The 16,024-nt window shown below is 34.5% G+C and carries 18 protein-coding genes; 10 read left to right on the top strand and 8 right to left on the bottom strand.

The window, feature by feature from the left end:
• Window positions 1–134: 134 nt before the first annotated feature.
• Both ABJ955_RS08030 and ABJ955_RS08025 read left to right on the top strand, forming a co-directional pair.
• On the top strand, window positions 135–1,145 hold the full coding sequence (locus ABJ955_RS08030) for a hypothetical protein (protein WP_347374066.1): 1,011 nt from the start codon (window positions 135–137) through the stop codon (window positions 1,143–1,145).
• A gap of 74 nt (window positions 1,146–1,219) precedes the next feature.
• On the top strand, window positions 1,220–1,759 hold the full coding sequence (locus ABJ955_RS08025) for a hypothetical protein (RefSeq protein WP_347374065.1): 540 nt from the start codon (window positions 1,220–1,222) through the stop codon (window positions 1,757–1,759).
• Between the two features lie 77 nt (window positions 1,760–1,836).
• On the opposite strand, the gene ABJ955_RS08020 is transcribed toward ABJ955_RS08025, so the two are convergent.
• From ABJ955_RS08020 to ABJ955_RS08005, 4 genes are all read right to left on the bottom strand, one after another.
• Window positions 1,837–2,361: a DUF1697 domain-containing protein gene (locus tag ABJ955_RS08020; RefSeq protein ID WP_347374064.1), complete on the bottom strand. Its 525-nt coding sequence runs from the start codon at window positions 2,359–2,361 to the stop codon at window positions 1,837–1,839.
• A 93-nt stretch (window positions 2,362–2,454) separates the two neighbouring features.
• Complete coding sequence (locus ABJ955_RS08015) at window positions 2,455–3,672, bottom strand: NAD(P)/FAD-dependent oxidoreductase (RefSeq protein ID WP_347374063.1); 1,218 nt, start codon at window positions 3,670–3,672, stop codon at window positions 2,455–2,457.
• Entirely contained in the window at window positions 3,669–5,063 is a 1,395-nt protein-coding gene (locus ABJ955_RS08010; RefSeq protein WP_347374380.1) for an aminotransferase class V-fold PLP-dependent enzyme, read from the bottom strand. The genes ABJ955_RS08015 and ABJ955_RS08010 overlap by 4 nt, the downstream gene beginning before the upstream one ends.
• 197 nt (window positions 5,064–5,260) lie before the next feature.
• A complete protein-coding gene (locus ABJ955_RS08005; RefSeq protein ID WP_347374062.1) occupies window positions 5,261–6,730 on the bottom strand; it encodes a T9SS type A sorting domain-containing protein in 1,470 nt (489 codons plus the stop codon).
• Window positions 6,731–6,828: 98 nt separating this feature from the next.
• On the opposite strand from ABJ955_RS08005, the gene ABJ955_RS08000 reads away from it, so the two are divergent.
• Window positions 6,829–7,866 carry an endonuclease/exonuclease/phosphatase family protein gene (locus ABJ955_RS08000; protein WP_347374061.1) on the top strand — a complete coding sequence of 346 codons (1,038 nt, stop codon included), beginning with the start codon at window positions 6,829–6,831 and terminating at the stop codon, window positions 7,864–7,866.
• A gap of 364 nt (window positions 7,867–8,230) precedes the next feature.
• On the top strand, window positions 8,231–9,445 hold the full coding sequence (locus ABJ955_RS07995; protein ID WP_347374060.1) for a site-specific integrase: 1,215 nt from the start codon (window positions 8,231–8,233) through the stop codon (window positions 9,443–9,445).
• Window positions 9,446–9,507: 62 nt separating this feature from the next.
• Here the strand turns inward: ABJ955_RS07995 and ABJ955_RS07990 are convergent, their stop codons facing one another.
• The gene (locus ABJ955_RS07990) at window positions 9,508–10,662 is read right to left on the bottom strand and encodes an MFS transporter (RefSeq protein WP_347374059.1); all 1,155 of its coding nucleotides are present in this window, start codon (window positions 10,660–10,662) and stop codon (window positions 9,508–9,510) included.
• Between the two features lie 99 nt (window positions 10,663–10,761).
• On the opposite strand from ABJ955_RS07990, the gene ABJ955_RS07985 reads away from it, so the two are divergent.
• The 5 genes from ABJ955_RS07985 (at window position 10,762) to ABJ955_RS07965 (ending at window position 13,151) form a co-directional block, all read left to right on the top strand.
• Window positions 10,762–11,118: a helix-turn-helix domain-containing protein gene (locus ABJ955_RS07985; protein WP_347374058.1), complete on the top strand. Its 357-nt coding sequence runs from the start codon at window positions 10,762–10,764 to the stop codon at window positions 11,116–11,118.
• Window positions 11,119–11,200: 82 nt separating this feature from the next.
• Complete coding sequence (locus ABJ955_RS07980; RefSeq protein WP_347374057.1) at window positions 11,201–11,710, top strand: Crp/Fnr family transcriptional regulator; 510 nt, start codon at window positions 11,201–11,203, stop codon at window positions 11,708–11,710.
• Window positions 11,711–11,771: 61 nt separating this feature from the next.
• Window positions 11,772–12,254 carry a DUF1097 domain-containing protein gene (locus tag ABJ955_RS07975; protein ID WP_347374056.1) on the top strand — a complete coding sequence of 161 codons (483 nt, stop codon included), beginning with the start codon at window positions 11,772–11,774 and terminating at the stop codon, window positions 12,252–12,254.
• Between the two features lie 17 nt (window positions 12,255–12,271).
• The gene (locus tag ABJ955_RS07970; RefSeq protein WP_347374055.1) at window positions 12,272–12,709 is read left to right on the top strand and encodes a GNAT family N-acetyltransferase; all 438 of its coding nucleotides are present in this window, start codon (window positions 12,272–12,274) and stop codon (window positions 12,707–12,709) included.
• Window positions 12,693–13,151 (top strand): carboxymuconolactone decarboxylase family protein, encoded by a 459-nt coding sequence (locus tag ABJ955_RS07965; RefSeq protein WP_347374054.1) that lies wholly within the window; start codon window positions 12,693–12,695, stop codon window positions 13,149–13,151. Before ABJ955_RS07970 ends, ABJ955_RS07965 begins: the two co-directional genes overlap by 17 nt.
• A gap of 11 nt (window positions 13,152–13,162) precedes the next feature.
• Here ABJ955_RS07965 and ABJ955_RS07960 read toward each other — a convergent pair whose 3' ends face one another.
• Complete coding sequence (locus ABJ955_RS07960) at window positions 13,163–13,474, bottom strand: helix-turn-helix domain-containing protein (protein ID WP_347374053.1); 312 nt, start codon at window positions 13,472–13,474, stop codon at window positions 13,163–13,165.
• A 101-nt stretch (window positions 13,475–13,575) separates the two neighbouring features.
• Here ABJ955_RS07960 and ABJ955_RS07955 point away from each other — a divergent pair, with 101 nt between their 5' ends.
• Window positions 13,576–14,337 (top strand): MBL fold metallo-hydrolase, encoded by a 762-nt coding sequence (locus tag ABJ955_RS07955; RefSeq protein WP_347374052.1) that lies wholly within the window; start codon window positions 13,576–13,578, stop codon window positions 14,335–14,337.
• A gap of 82 nt (window positions 14,338–14,419) precedes the next feature.
• On the opposite strand, the gene ABJ955_RS07950 is transcribed toward ABJ955_RS07955, so the two are convergent.
• The gene (locus ABJ955_RS07950; RefSeq protein ID WP_347374051.1) at window positions 14,420–15,334 is read right to left on the bottom strand and encodes a 2-dehydropantoate 2-reductase; all 915 of its coding nucleotides are present in this window, start codon (window positions 15,332–15,334) and stop codon (window positions 14,420–14,422) included.
• Between the two features lie 4 nt (window positions 15,335–15,338).
• Window positions 15,339–16,019 (bottom strand): amino acid racemase, encoded by a 681-nt coding sequence (locus tag ABJ955_RS07945; protein ID WP_347374050.1) that lies wholly within the window; start codon window positions 16,017–16,019, stop codon window positions 15,339–15,341.
• Window positions 16,020–16,024 lie beyond the last annotated feature (5 nt).

Below are 16,024 nucleotides of genomic sequence, written 5' to 3'. Positions count from 1 at the left end.
TACAGCATCTAAAATTAGTCTGGCTTTGGTATATAATTAAAGTCACTTTTTTATATTTACACTTAACCCTACACTTAAAAATCAGATTTTTACTCAGTGTTTTTTTTACAAATGCCCGTGCTAGTATCATAAGAATGACCTCTAAGAAAAAAACTAAATATTCAAACTTTACTATATTTCTGATACTCTTAGGTATTTTTATAATTGCCTTTACAGGATATGTTTTCTTTCGAAATCACCAAAGTGAGGACAGCCTTTTATCACTAATGATGATTCCATTAATACTAGGAATTATTTATGAAAATAGAAGATTATCGGCAGATTGGAAAAGCATTTTCTACAAAATAATTATAGCGCTTGGCTTAAGCTTGATTGCTTTTTTTCCAGGAAAAAACGAACGAAACTACAGTTTAGAAAACCACATAGAAATGTGGCCCTATTTTTTTATTTTCTTTTTTGTTATCGCTTCTGTAATCTATCATGAAAAGAAAACAATCCCAAAATTAACTGAAGGAATTACATTATTACAATCAATATCTCTGATTTATTGGATTATTGACATTGGCTTTTTAAACTTTAAAAACCTGTTTGCATATATAGCTATAGCTATCGGCTTAGTATTCTGTATTCTTTCATTTTTACACGCATTTACGTATTTAAAGTTAAGTGAAAATACACGCTTAACCTTAAGTATTTGGAGCTCTATTATAATGATAATCTTCGCTATCGATCATATTTACAGAGTTTTTAATTTCAGTTATTTTGTTGATTATAAAATACTTAATGAAGGGCTAAATATATTACAATACTTCCTACTTGGTGTTTCTTTAATATATATATTTAAAAATGCACTTATGCTACTAGAATACGCGCCGTCAAAAAAAAGATTTTATAACAAAGTGCATATGAGCGACATTAAGAAAATGAATAAAACACATATAGAGAGGTATTCGCCAGTTCAAATAAAGGTATTTGATTCTTTAGTAGCTTTAATTATCACTGCTGGAGTTTATTATTTAAATTATAAATATCAAGTTATGCCAAGACATACCATGATTTGGCTTGTATTTTGGCTATTTCCCGCTGTACTTTGGTTAAAAAACAGATTAACCAAACTATTGTTACAAAAAAATGAATTATCATGATGGGTGGAGGCGGTAGCATACAAGGAATGATTACAAGTCTGAGAAATAATAAAAATCAGCTCAGAGGAAAAAGAATGTTCCGGAAAGACAAATCTTTTTTGGGTCTTAAAAAAGAATACTTAAAAGCTGCCGAAGGAAAAATAGATTTAAAACATGCCACAAAAGAACAACTATTATCCATCCGCACAAGCGTATTAAAAGCACGTAGAAAAGAAAGCTATATAACAAATAGCATATTAACCATATTGTTTATTACTGTTAGTATATTCATCTATTTTCAAATTAAACAGGTTGACAATTCTGTTTCAGCAACCAAACAAAACGATTTAAAACAGAAAACAGAAGCATACCTAGCTTTAATTGCTGATGGAGATATGTGGCTAACTAAAGGAGATTGGTATAACGCCATTTTTCAATATAAAAAAGCAAAAGAAATTTTCCCAAAAGAATATGATATAAATTACCGTCTTGTAGCGACCTACAGCTATCGCTGTGAAAGAGAATTTCTAGATTGTAACAAAGCTAAAAACTTATTGAATGAGCTTTTAGCATTATATCCAAAAAAAATGGACTTGTTAAAATTAAAAGAAATCTTGGAATACGAATATCAATAGACGAAAACACTTTTAAAATGAGCTTTTGAATATGCCTATATTAATACTTGAAACCTAATTATGATGAAGTATTATAGCTATTTTGCGAATTCTAAAAGCTTAGCTAATGTGCGGTAATTGCGTGTAGTACTTGCAACTTTTAGTTTATTCTCGAAAAAATTGTTGTTTAGCTTCGCCTTGCCTAATCCGTTGTGGTAATAACAATAAATTATTTTGTCAGTGATTATAAACTCTTCATTGGGGTAGCTAATTTCGTTTATAGCAGCCACAAGCTCCTGTTTTGGTGATGAGGCAAGTAGCATAAAATAGGCTTCCGTTTTCTTTGATTCATCAAATGGGCAATCTGTTAAAATTTGCTTTACTTCAGCGACTGTTTTAACAAAAACTGGAACTTCCCACCCATAGCGATTTTCTATTTCTTTAGAAATTATTTCTACCAAACCATCTTTTTCTTCCGAAAAAAAAACCACGTTCCCACTTTGAATATAGGTATGCACTTTTTTAAACCCTAATTCCTCAAATAGAAGTTTAAGATCGGCCATTTTAAGCTTTTTATGCCCTCCAACATTTATCCCGCGAAGAAGCGCTATGTATGCATGCATATTAATAAGATTGATGTTGACTTAATGTTATTAATCAAGATTCTATAATGTTTTTATATATTGAATAGAATAATCAAATCGCTACTAAAATAATCATAAGTTTTGAGACACGATATACCCTCCTGTCCACGCATTCTGGAAATTAAAACCACCTGTAATAGCGTCAATATTTAGCACTTCTCCTGCAAAATACAACTCTTTACACGTTCTACTTTCAAAGGTTTTAAAGTTTATTTCCTTTAAGTCAATTCCGCCTGCAGTAACAAACTCTTCTTTAAAAGTGCTTTTTCCTGCAACTTCAAAAATTCCGGCAGTGAGTTGGTTTGCTATATTTTGAAGGTTTTCACGAGTAGCATCTGCCCACGTAAGGCGTTCATCAATTCCCGAAGTTTTTACCAGACTCTGCCAAAGGCGTTTTGGTAATTCAAACTGCCCATATTTATAAATAGTCTGTTTTCCTTGTATCGCTTTAAGGTCTTTTAAAGAATCTAAAACCGCATCTTCAGAAAGATTATCCAACCAATTTACTTGAATTGTAAAATGATATTTTAAAGGCTCAAGCAATCGGGCACCCCAAGCAGAAAGTTTTAAAATAGCGGGACCACTCATACCCCAATGGGTAATTAATAGTGGGCCGTTACTTTCCAGAACAGATTTTCCCTTCTTATCAAGCACTTTTACTGAAGCATTCGTGCTTAATCCAGGAAGGTCTACAATCCTCGAGTCCTTAATATTAAAAGTAAATAAGGAAGGCACCGCTGGAATAATAGTGTGACCAAAACTTTCTAGTAATTGCCAAATCTTTGGATTGCTACCCGTGGCAATCACAATTTTTTCAGCAGAAAAACTATCGGTAGTTGTGTTTAAAATAAAGTTTTTTCCCTCTTTCTGAATCGTTTTTACGGGTTGATTTAGTAAAACTTCAACCTTCAATCGGTTTGCTTCCGAAAGAAAACAATCAATAATTGTCTGTGAGGAATCTGAAAGCGGAAACATTCTACCGTCTTCCTCTATCTTTAATGCAACACCTTTTTCCGCAAACCATGCAATGGTATCGCCTGTCATGAAGGTATGAAATGGGCCTAAGAGTTCTTTTTCGCCACGCGGATAATTTTGTGAAAGTTCCTTTGGCAGAAATTCTGCGTGGGTAACATTACACCTTCCGCCACCGCTAACCTTTACTTTGGTAAGCACTTCTTTTCCACGTTCAAGAATAATTATTTTAAGCTTGGGGTTTTTTTCCGCAGCATTAATTGCTGTAAAAAAACCCGCTGCCCCGCCGCCAATTATTATAATATCGGCTTGCTTCAAACGAATACTTTTTGTTCCGCAAAAGTTTCACAGAGCGCAATGGTCTCTTTTACATCTTCTAACGTAGTGCGTGGATTTATTAAACACATTCGCAATACGACTTGTCCGTTTAGCACTGTGGTTACAAGCAGCGCTTGTTTAGAATCAACTACATTTTGTGATATTCGCTGATTTAATGCATCCAATTTTTTCTCGGAAAGTTTGTTGCCAATAGGATTATATCTAAAATTGATAACCGCCAAAGTTGCTGGGGAAATAATTTCCCAGTCAGGGCTTTTCCGAAGAAAGCTTTCTGTGGCTTCTGCCAATTTTACGTTATAGGTAATTGCTTTTCTAAACGCTTCCATCCCAAACGTTTTTACAGACATATAAAACTTTAAAGCTCTAAAGCGGCGTGTAAGTTCAATCCCATGGTCGTAAAAATTAATTTCGGAAGTATTTCCTTCTATATCACGAAGGTACTCTGGCTTTTCGGTAAAAGTTCCTTTAAGCCATTTGTGATTTTTAATAAGCAAACAACCAATTTCATAGGGTTGAAAAAACCATTTATGAGGATCGATGGTAAGGGAGTCTGCTTTTTCAATGCCTTTCAACATTTGTTTGCCGTTGTCTGCAAGTATAGCAAAACCGCCATACGCCCCGTCAATATGGAACCAAATAGCTTCTTTTTTACAAATTTTAGCAATGTCTGAAAGCGGATCTACAGTGCCCGTATTAGTGGTTCCTGCTGTTGCAATCAAACAGAAAGGTTGCAAACCTTCCAATCTATCTTTTGCAATTGCATTTTTTAATTTATTAAGTGAAAATTTAAATTCGCTGTCTGTTGGGATAATGCGAATCTGCTCTTTTCGAAAGCCAAGAACCCGAATTGCTTTTATATTTGAAGAATGTGCTTGGTCTGAAAGATAGATAACTGCATTGCTAAAATCATCGCCACATTTTACTTTTCGTGCAGTAACCAATGCGGTTAAATTAGCCATGGAACCACCACTCGTAAAGATTCCACCGCCTTTTTTCTGCGGAAAACCAAACATTTTTAAAAGCCAGTTCATCGTTACAATTTCCATCTCAGCTGCCGCAGGGGAAGCCTGCCAACCTCCAGAAAAAATATTGAAACCCGACGCCAAACTATCTGCCATTGCGCTTATATAATTACTCGGACCAGGAACAAAGGAATATGATTTTGGGTGTGAAACAATATTGCTTTTCGTCATCACTTCATCCAAAACAAAGTTTAAAACCTGCTGTGGGTCACTCGGTTTTTCGGGGGCATCCTCTAGAAACAATTCTTCCATTTCTGCGCGTGAGCCCGAAACCACCGGTAATTTTTCATTTTGTGTTGCATAATGCGCCACAATCGCGTCAACTACCTGATACCCGTAAGTTTTCATTTCATCTTTACGCAACTCCAATCTTGCCTTATTCTGAATATTCACTTCTCTGTTTTTTAATTTTTTTTGAGGGTGCAAAATTAAGGTTTAACAAAGGAAAAACAGGTATTACTTCCATAAAAAATGCCCCGACTATAACGTCAGGGCATTTTTATTATTTTCTGAGTTATCCTAAAGGCTCAGAGATATAAGGATATTTATTCAACCATCATTTTCTTGGTAACAGACTGCGTATTGCTGCTAAAATTCACAAAATACAATCCAGAAGGTAGGTTTATAGAAATTTTGTTTTGGCCTAAAGAAATAGTTTCAGAAGAAATTAAATTCCCTTGAACTCCGTAGATTTCAACTTTTTCAATTGAAACAAGGGCATTAAAGTTGATTTCGTTTTTTACTGGATTTGGATAAAAACTTACGTTTTCAATAGTATTTTCTTCAACTCCTAAAACACCACATAAAAATGGATCGAACGTTACTTCGCCAAAAGAAGCATCATCTTCAAAGTGAAAAATAACTTCTTCTACTTGTTCTGGCGTACTTTGTTGCCCTTCAATCCAGCAGTTATGTTTTGCTTCAATTGCGTTTTCTGTGTTGTTATAAAGTGCATAAATTGCACCCCCATTGCCGTTGTTAGAAAAAATATTTCCACCTGGATTAGCAGCGTCATCCCCAAGGTTTATGGAAGCTGAGCCTTGAAGGGTTATTCCCCAATGGTTTCCACGAATTTCGTTTCCTGTCGCTATTACATCTGGCCCAATTGCAGAACTATTAAGGTTAATTCCACTTCCACCAATATTTGGATCTCCTTGAATATTATTATCAGTAATGATGTTATTTGTTATTTCTACTGAATCTATTTCACCAAGAATAGTGATTCCAAATCGGTTGCCACTTATCGTATTGGCATCAATAATCGCGTTTATATTTCCGCCTACAAAATTTGCAACTGCAATTCCTCCAGCTTCATCGATAGCAGGGTCGCCAATAATCGTATTTTGAATAATCTGTAAAGGCTCAGCAGCCATTGTAGTTCCCATATTTATTTGTGGGCGATTTCTATTAGCTTGATTGTTACCTTCAATTATATTATTAAAAATATAAGCCGACACTGCTGAATTTGCAGCCGAACCAATAGCTGGATTTTCGTTAAATGAAATCGTATTATTAGTGATCTGCGGCATTCCGCGAGAAAACTGAATTACTGCACTCGTAGTTGCACCAGAAACGTTATGTGTTATTGTACTGTTGTCTATCGAAAAAGTTTCAGTCAACACACGAAGCCCACCACCATACTGAATGGTTGCATTTTTAATAGTTATTTCAGAAAACTCTTCAAAACGAAAGCCTTCGTATGGATCAGCTTCATCTACAGCTGTTATTGTTACCATATCAGAATCTACCGTAAATGTTCCAAAAACTGTAACTAATTTTTCTGAAGCAATTAGAAGTGTTAAATCAGAATCTATAAGTACTGTATCGCTTTCAGCAATAGTTAAATTTCCTAAAAGGGTGTATTCATTTCCCGAAATAGTGATTGTTGTTGGACTTGCCGTCGCAATATCATCTAGCGTCCACGTTACGCCTGTATCTGGAGTTGTAAAATCCTGTGCAATTGCAATGGTGAAAGTTAAAAATGTTACTAAGGTACTGAGGATAATTTTTTTCATGTTTATTTTTTTTTAAGGCTGTAAATGTAGGGATATGAAACAAAGCAAAAAAGCTAAAAGTTTCCTTTTAACTTTTATAAAAGTCTTAAATTTGAAATATGGTTTTATACATTTTGATATTTTTTTTTAGTATCAGCCCCTTTTTTCCAGCTATTGGAAACTCCCATTGGTTTTTCCGAACTGCCGATTTTGTAAGGCTTCAATCCTTATTTATTCAACTTATTCTATTTTTATTATTACTTTATTTTGAAGAAATTTTTACGCCTATTAGCTGGACGCTAGCAGTGCTTCTTATTGCCACAATGGGCTATCAATTATACAAAGTATCACCCTATAGCGCTCTTTATCCGAAAAGAAGATCGCATACTGCAACTGATGGTTTTGTGTCTATTTTAGCTGGGAATGTACTCCAAACAAACAACTGTTATTCTAGTTTTTTAAATGAAGTTAAGCGCTTCAATCCAGATTTGGTCCTTACAATGGAGTCTAATAAAGATTGGGAAAACAACCTTTCAGTTCTTGAGAAAAACTATCCATATACAGTAAAAGTACCTTTAGAAAATTTTTATGGAATGCATATATACGCTAAGAAGGAATTAAAAAATGTAGCTGTAAAATATCAAATTGAAGCTGACAAACCTTCCATTTTTTTCGATTTCCCAATTGAAGAAAACAACTCCATCTTTTTTTGCTGTTTGCATCCAGCACCGCCTAGCCCTACAGAAAATGAAACCTCTAAAGAGCGGGATGCAGAACTTATGCTTACCGGCAAACACATTCGAAACCTAGACAAGCCAACCGTAGTATGTGGCGATATGAACGATGTGGTTTGGAGCCGCACCACAAGACTATTTAAAAAAATGACTGGTATGATAGATCCAAGAGTGGGACGTGGTTTTTTTTCCACCTATAATGCCAATTATTTCTTTTTGCGTTTTCCCTTAGATCATCTTTTTCATACTCGAGACTTGTATGTAAAAAAAATGGTGCGGTCTACGTATTTTGGCAGTGATCATTACGCGATGTATTATGAAATACATCATAAAAAAAAAGTTGAAACCCCACCAAACCCAAAAATGAACGGAGACGACAAAAATGAAGTAGAAACATTGATTGAAAAAGGGAAAGAAAACTAATAAATTATATTTTTTTAGAAGTTTTTATCGAAATAAAAAAGCCGACTTCTAGAAGTCGGCTTTTTAATAAGTACAGGCGGAGAGACTCGAACTCTCACACCTCACGGCACTAGATCCTAAGTCTAGCGTACATTTGCCCAAACAATAGCAAAGTCATTCATATTCAATTGATTATGTAAAATGTCATTTTCTTTGATATCATCTAATATCAATTGATTTCAGCATTTGTTGTACCTATGTTGTACCCAAAAAGACCAATAAATTAGTATCTTTATAGTCTTACTAAGGTAAGAAACTCATTCAAAATTGAATGTTGTACCTATGTTGTACCTGATTTGACTTTCGCAACTTAAACAGGTAAGCTATGTCAGCAAGTGCAAAAATTATTCTACGAAAAAAGCCTAATACCAAAGGAATGTTTCCTTTGGCAATCAGGATAACTAAAAACCGCCATTCTACCTATAAAAATATCGGTCATTATATTGATATAGAAGATTGGGACGAGAAAAACCTTCGCATAAAAAAGTCCCACCCGAATGCAAAAAGCCTAAACAGTTTATTGTCCTCAAAACTTACAGAAGTGAATAAGGGCTTAATGAATTTACAAAGTGAAGATGGCGATGTATCGGCTACTCAGATTAAGCGGAATATTTACAAACCCATTTCAAGCTTGACGTTCTTCGATTATGCAAAGGAGCATTTAGATGCACTTGAAGCTGACAAGAAAATGAATAGATATACTACAGATTCTGCACTTATAACCTATATCCGTGATTTCCATAAATCAAAAGAATTACACTTTCAAGAAATTAATCTACGCTTCCTCAAAAGATTTAAGACCTATCTAATGGGCAATAGAAATTTAACGGAGACTTCTGCCCTAAATGTAATGGTATTGATTCGTTTGATTTACAACAGAGCAATTGCTGATAAAGTGGTGAGCAAAGATTTATACCCTTTTGGTAAAGGCAGTTTCAAAATCAAATTTCCCCAAACTATTAAAATAGGGCTTAATAAGAAGGAAATAACAAAGCTTGAAAATGTTCAAAACCTGTCAGAAGTGCAACGTCACGCATTAAATGTGTGGCTTTTCAGTTTTTACTTTGCAGGGATGCGAGTTTCGGATGTTCTTTATACCAAATGGTCAATGGTTTATGATGGAAGGTTGAACTACAGAATGAGCAAGAACACCAAAATTGTATCGCTCAAAATACCCCAAAAAGCATTTATAATTTTGAGGTATTATGAGAGCAATAAAAATGGAGCTGATGATTTTATTTTTCCTGAAATGAAAAAGGCAGATTTCAGCAACGCCAAAGACGTTTATAATAAAATCAAAGTGGCGACCAGTAAATTTAACAAGAACCTAAAGTCAATTGTGAAAATAGCAGGAATCAATAAAAAAGTGACCATGCATATTGCGAGGCACTCATTTGGAAACATAGCAGGGGATTCTATTCATCCATTGATGTTACAAAAATTGTATCGTCACAGCGATTTAAAAACTACCATAAACTATCAAGCTAACTTTATCCACAAGGAAGCTGATGACGCATTAGATAGTGTGATAAATTTTTAATCGAAAAATTTATATTTTGACCTAGTTATCACAAAAATATTTATGGAGTAAAAATCCATATATCATAAGCTATTATTCGTTTTATGCTCCAATAAAACTCTCAGTCCTACCATAAGAAGAGCTAGAACTCCAAAAAATAAGGTTAACCAAGGCGTATATACAACACTTTTTGTAGCTATTAGCCAGCCACCTACTGTAGTTCCTAAAGTGACTCCTAAATTCCCAAATGAGGTAGCAAGGCTATTTGCAAATTCCAAGGATTTTGGTGCAGACGAAATCATATAGGTGGAAGCATTTAAAAAACTTGGAGAATACAAAAACCCCCAGATTCCTATAACCACAATAGTAGCCACTGTATTTCCTCCTGAAAAATGCAGCAATATCGGTATCAAGATGGTTCCTGATAGAAAGAAAGCTGTGGTTTTGGTGATATTTTTATCCAACATTTTTCCAGCCACCCAGTTAGCTAGCACTCCAATCACTCCAAATACAAACATCATATAACTTACCATAGTATTGTCCATATTTTTCGCCTTATTCAGGTAATCTGCAAAATAACTGTAGGTAGAAAACCAGGCGGCTATCATAAAGAAATTCATTGCAGTACTTATAATAAATATGGGTTGTTTCAATATTTTCAATTGACTCCCATATGACTTCTTTTCTTTTACGGGCATATTAGGTAATAAAGTATATATCGTAATCAATGCAATGATACTAATCGCTGATTGTACATAAAACGAATATTCCCAAGAAAATATACTGGCAATATAAGTAGCAAAAGGAACGGTAGTCACCATTGCAATAGCTACACCACTAAAAACGATGCTCATTAGTTTATTTTCATTCTTTTTATCTCCTTGAGATACCGCTACTGAAAGTGCCGTTGCAATATAAACCGGTTGCAAAAAAGCCGGTAAAATCCTAACCAACATCAGTAACCAAAACGGGGGAGAAAATGAAGAAACCATTCCCGTGATAACAAATAACAGTATGGAAAGCAGCATTACTTTTTTTCGGTCAAACCCAGAGGCAAGCAGGGTCATAAAGGGTCCCGTCAAAGCTATTATTAGCGCAAAAGCACTCAATAAAAGTCCGGCACGATCAATGCTTATTTCATAATAGGTCGCTATTTGTGGTAAGATGCCAATGACTCCAAATTCCGTAGTGATTACGCCTATAAATCCAAGGCAACCTATATATGCATATTTCTTCATTTGTAAAGGATTTTTATAATTCGCCAATAAAATTAAAATGAATGCTATAAATTTGTAGGGTATGCATCTGATTGTATGGTACTAACAATTTTGTAAGTAATGGGAAAGCGAAAAGAAAATTCAACGAATATGCTGAATGAAAAAAGCATAATGGAATGCGATTTAACCTATGCGGTTTGTAAAGTTGGTGGCAGATGGAAGTTGTTGATTTTATGCAAATTGGAAAACGGTAAATTACGTTTTAGTGAGATTAGAAGGCTGATACCAAAAATCACGGAACGGATGTTAACCTTACAGCTTCGTGAGCTGGAAAAAGATGGGTTGGTTAAACGCACAGTTTACGCCGAAGTGCCTCCAAGAGTAGACTATGAGCTCACCCCAATTGCCATAGAGTTAATCCCTATCTGGTCAAAATTAAGCAACTGGGGTGCAAAGTATAAAAAGCTTGTAAAATGATAACGAATTATAAGGTATGATGGAGTCTTTGATAAGTCACATAGAAAAGTTTATAGATGTTGGTGATTTGAATCTTAGAACTATGGACAACTTTTTTTACACGAAGATCTTAAAAAAGAAAAAAGACTTATTAAGAGAGGGCGTTATCTGTCAAGACCTATTTTTCGTTAACAAAGGCTGTTTACAGGTATTGTACACCAAGGAAAATGGCACGGAACAAACTATTGATTTCGCCTTGGAAAACTGGTGGACTACCGATTTCAACGCCGTTTCTAAGAAAAATACGTCCAACTTTACTATCCGTACAGTAGAAGTTAGTGAAGTCTTAGTGTTAAGTGCCGATTCTAAAGAAGCACTACTTAAAGAATTTCCTGCTTTGGAGCGGTATTTTCATTTAGTATTTCAACGCGCTTTCGCGGCTTCGCAATACCGAATAAAACTGCTTTATGAGCATTCCCGGGAAGATTTATATTACCACTTCAGGGATAACTTTCCCGAATTCATTCAACGTGTCCCACAATACCTTATCGCTTCATTTTTAGGCTTCACGCCCGAATATTTAAGTGAAATCCGAAGAAAAGAGGTTTCTTAAACCAGTTTAAGATTTTGCTGTTTGTTTCTGGTAATCTTTGTCCACATAAAACAAGATTACTATGACCAACTTAAAACAGGCCTTATCTTTAGGATTTACAGGAGCTTTAGCCATTTTTATAGCTTCCTATTTTACCTTGCCCCCCTGGATACTCTTTATCGCTTGGGTTAGCTACCATCTTTTTGGCACGAACCTTAAAACCGCCTTTACCATTCTCATCCAACAATTCTTTGGAATTCTTATCGGGATGTATATCCAATATACTGGTAGTTGGTCTTCAGAATTTATTGGAGCGTTTGGATTTCCTTTAGCTGTATTTATCGCGATGATTGGGATTTTCTACATTTCAAAGATGAAACGTTTGAATACCGTTCCTGCTTACTTTTTAGGATTAATCACTTGGTTTTCTTCTGGTTTTGAAATAGCTGTTCCATCACTTCTCATCTTGGTTATTTCTCTAATAGTGGGCTATGCTATTGCTAGCTTGGATACATTTCTTAATCAAAAGTTGGCCGCTAAAAGTAAAAATAAAATTAATTCTTAAAAATATATAAAGAACTGATGATTATACGAAAAGCAACACTTTCAGATGTAGTGCCACTGATTGTTCTTGTAACTGAATTCAGGAAATTCTATAAGCAAGAATCAAATCCAGAAGAACTTCAGACCTTTTTGGAAGAGAGAATTAATAAAGGAGATAGTGAAATATTGGTAGCCGTTGTGAAGAACCAATTGGCAGGTTACGCACAGCTCTTCCCATCCTTCTCTACCATAAAATTAAATAAAATCTGGATTTTGAATGATCTGTTTGTGCTGGAAGCTTTTCGGGGCAAAGGTATAGCCTCCCTATTAATAAAAACCATTTTAAAATTTTCAAAAGCAACACAGCGAAAGCAAGTTTGGCTCTTGACCGGAAATGATAATAAAGGTGCACAACAACTATATAGTAAACTAGGATTTAATAACACAAAATTTAAACATTATGTCTACAATAACTAAACATCAAAAACGGGTAAACATTAAAGCTTTGGAACCGGATTGTTGGAAATCAATAATCGATATTGAAGCTTATTTATCACAAACAAGCTTGGATAAAAAATTAAGGGAAATAATAAAAATAAGAGCTTCCCAAATTAATAAATGCGCCTATTGTATTGATCTACATACCAAGGATGCCCTAAAATTAGGCGAAACAGATCGTCGGATATTTGCTTTATCCGCCTGGGAAGAAAGTCCTCTATTTTCCGATATGGAGCGAGCTGTATTAAAACTAACGGAGGAAATTACCGAAATAACCAAAACAGGAGTTACAGATGCGACTTACGGTAAGGTTTGTGAATTTTTTAAAGAAAAAGAAATTGCACAGATTATCATAGCTATCAATCATATGAATTTTTTAAATCGAATTGCGGTAGCTACCAAATTGATGCATAGTAATTAGATAAGTGATAGCTATCTGTTTTTCCCCCAACCGTCCAGTATTTGTAAAGCGGGTCCTAAAGGTTCTGTATCCTGATGCAATCGGTAGTATACTTGTGGAGGGAAACCTTTAAGTTCTATTCGTTCAATGATATGATGCTCCTGCATTTGTTGTAATTGTTCGACTAGAACTTTTTTTGATACCCGTGGCATTTTACGCCATAATTCAATAAACCGTATTTCTTTTTCTTGGAATAGATGATGCAAAATCAGGGGTTTCCATTTACCCGAAAGTAAATCTAAACTTCGCTTTACTCCGCAATTTTCAAACTCCTTATAATTCATAATTGGGTTTTTAAGTGGGTTACCTAAAGGTAAACTTCTTTAAGTATACATAACGTGTCACTAATTTAGTGAATATAAATTATTCATAAAAAACAAACACCATGGAAGTTCAATTATGGCGAAATGCAACAGTACTACTACATATAAAAAGCATAAAGTTTTTAATAGATCCTATGCTAGGAAAAAAATCTTCGTTTGGGGTTTTTCCTTGGACTCAGGACAATAGACCGAATCCCTTAGTAGATTTACCGTTTGACACAAAAGAGTTAGACAATTATTTAGCAAGCATAGATGCGGTTGTAGTAACCCATCTTCATCCAGACCATTGGGATAAAGCGGCTATAGAGCGTTTAGATAAAAACCTGCCTATTATTTGCCCTATTGCTATTGCAGAAACGATTGCAAACTATGGCTTTAAAAACATAAAGAGCTTTGAAAACAATATGCTATTTAAAGAAATTTCCATATCACTCACGGAAGGCTTGCACGGTACTGGAGAAATCGGAGAAAAAATGGGAGCCGTAAATGGTTTTGTTTTTTCAACAAAGGAGGAAAGCATTTACTTTGCAGGAGATACCATATGGTGTGAAGATGTGAAAGCGGCAATAAACTTATACAATCCACAATATGTGGTAGTAGCAGGTGGCGCAGCTACATTTGCTATTGGCAAGCCTGTCACAATGACTTCAGAGGATATAATGGTATTATGTAAAACCTTTCCACAAACAAAAGTACTTATTACACATTTGGAAGCCGTTAGTCCTTGTAAAGAAAACAGGCAATTCATATCCACGAAGCTAAAAGAAAGTGGTTTTTCCAGTAAGTGTACTATTTTAGAAGATGGGAAAACATTGTTTTTATAAAGAGATGTATTTTCAGATCAACCTGCTGTTCTATTAGCTATATAGTATTGTTAATGTAAATTTTGTTCGTAGACCTTTTTATTCATTTCATATTCGATTTTAGCTGAATCAGCTCCCCTAATAATCTTGTGTTGGTTACGAGTGCAGGCAGTCCCATTTCATTAGCAAGCCTTGCTATTTCAAGGTTCAAACTTTCTATTTCAGTTTTTCTTTTATTTTGAATATCTTGATAGGTAGAAACAAGTTGTCCGTTAGATTGTTTGCTTATCAACATTAAATGTTCTTCTATGTCATTTTGGTTTAATTCAATATTCAGTTTTTTAGATAGTGCCACACATTCTTCAATTACAATTTTTGCCTGTCCTGCAGCCTGATGATTTCGGTAAAAAACACCATTATCTACTTCGAGTAAAGGACAAATAGAATTAAATGCACAGTTTATAATGACCTTATTCCATATGTGTTTTATAATATCCTGCTCTTCTCTAAATCCAAAATAAAAAGTGTTGATTTGTTTTATAATAGGCTCTAAACCTGTGTTTTTTCCATATATATTTCCCACAGGAGACGAGGCAACCATTTTAAAAGAAATTTTTTCATTATTTATCACTTCTCCCCCAGAAAACAATACACAACGATAAACCTTATCAAAGCTTTCAAAAGGTTTTTCTACATTCAATCCATTTTGTAGCAGAACGATTGAAAAATTACCTTTGATTTGTTTTAATTTCTCAGATAAATACTTATTTGCAAATGATTTAGTCGCAATTAAAACAATCCCATTTATAGCTGTTAAGTTACTAAATGCTGTTGTTGTTATGTTTTGCTTGTGTACCAGGTTGTTCTGGTCAACAATTGTGACGTTGGTTTTTATTTCAGGAATGTTATCTACGCTTCCTCTTATAAGGATAACGTCTTTACCTTCCTGCTGCAAAAAAACAGATAAAGACTTCCCTATGACCCCTGAACCAATAATGTAAATTTTTTTATCCTTCAATATGTTATGACAATATGAAATTAACTATGGCTTCGGAATGAATTTCGGTTGTATCAAAAACAGGTATTGAAAAATCATCTTGACTAAGAATTAAGGGGATTTCCGTACATCCTAGTACGATGCCTTCTCCTCCTTTTTTTATTAAGTCGTCGCAGATAGCCATCAGTTTTTCTTTAGATTTTGGTTTAATAATTCCTTTACCCAATTCCTCTTTTACGATATAATGAATTTCATTCCTTATTTTTTCATCCTCAGGAATCAATACGTTTAATCCGCTTTCAATTAACTTGTTCTTATAAAAATCCATTTCCATGGTAAATTTTGTCCCAAGCAGAATAACATTTTTTATATGCTCATTTTTAATAGCACTTGCAGTAACGTTAACAATATCAATAATAGGCAATCCTATCTCGGTCTGAATTTTATCCGCAAATAAATGAGCCGTATTAGCACATAAAACAATACCTTCTACATTGTTTTTTTTCAGTTCTTTACAAGCCTTTAAAAGCAACTCATGAGAGTTTTCCCAGCCTCTATCCTGAATATCTGCAAAGTTCAGAGAATAGAGAATAATTTCAGCAGATTGTAACCCTCCCAATGCTTGATTAACTCCTTCATTGATATACCGGTAATAATCTAGAGTAGATGTCCAACTGATTCCACCAACTAATCCTATTTTTTTCATTTGTG

It is taken from the genome of Aequorivita sp. Q41 (assembly GCF_039831855.1).
Taxonomy (GTDB): Bacteria; Bacteroidota; Bacteroidia; order Flavobacteriales; family Flavobacteriaceae; genus Aequorivita.
This window is presented reverse-complemented; position numbering and strand designations above follow the sequence as displayed.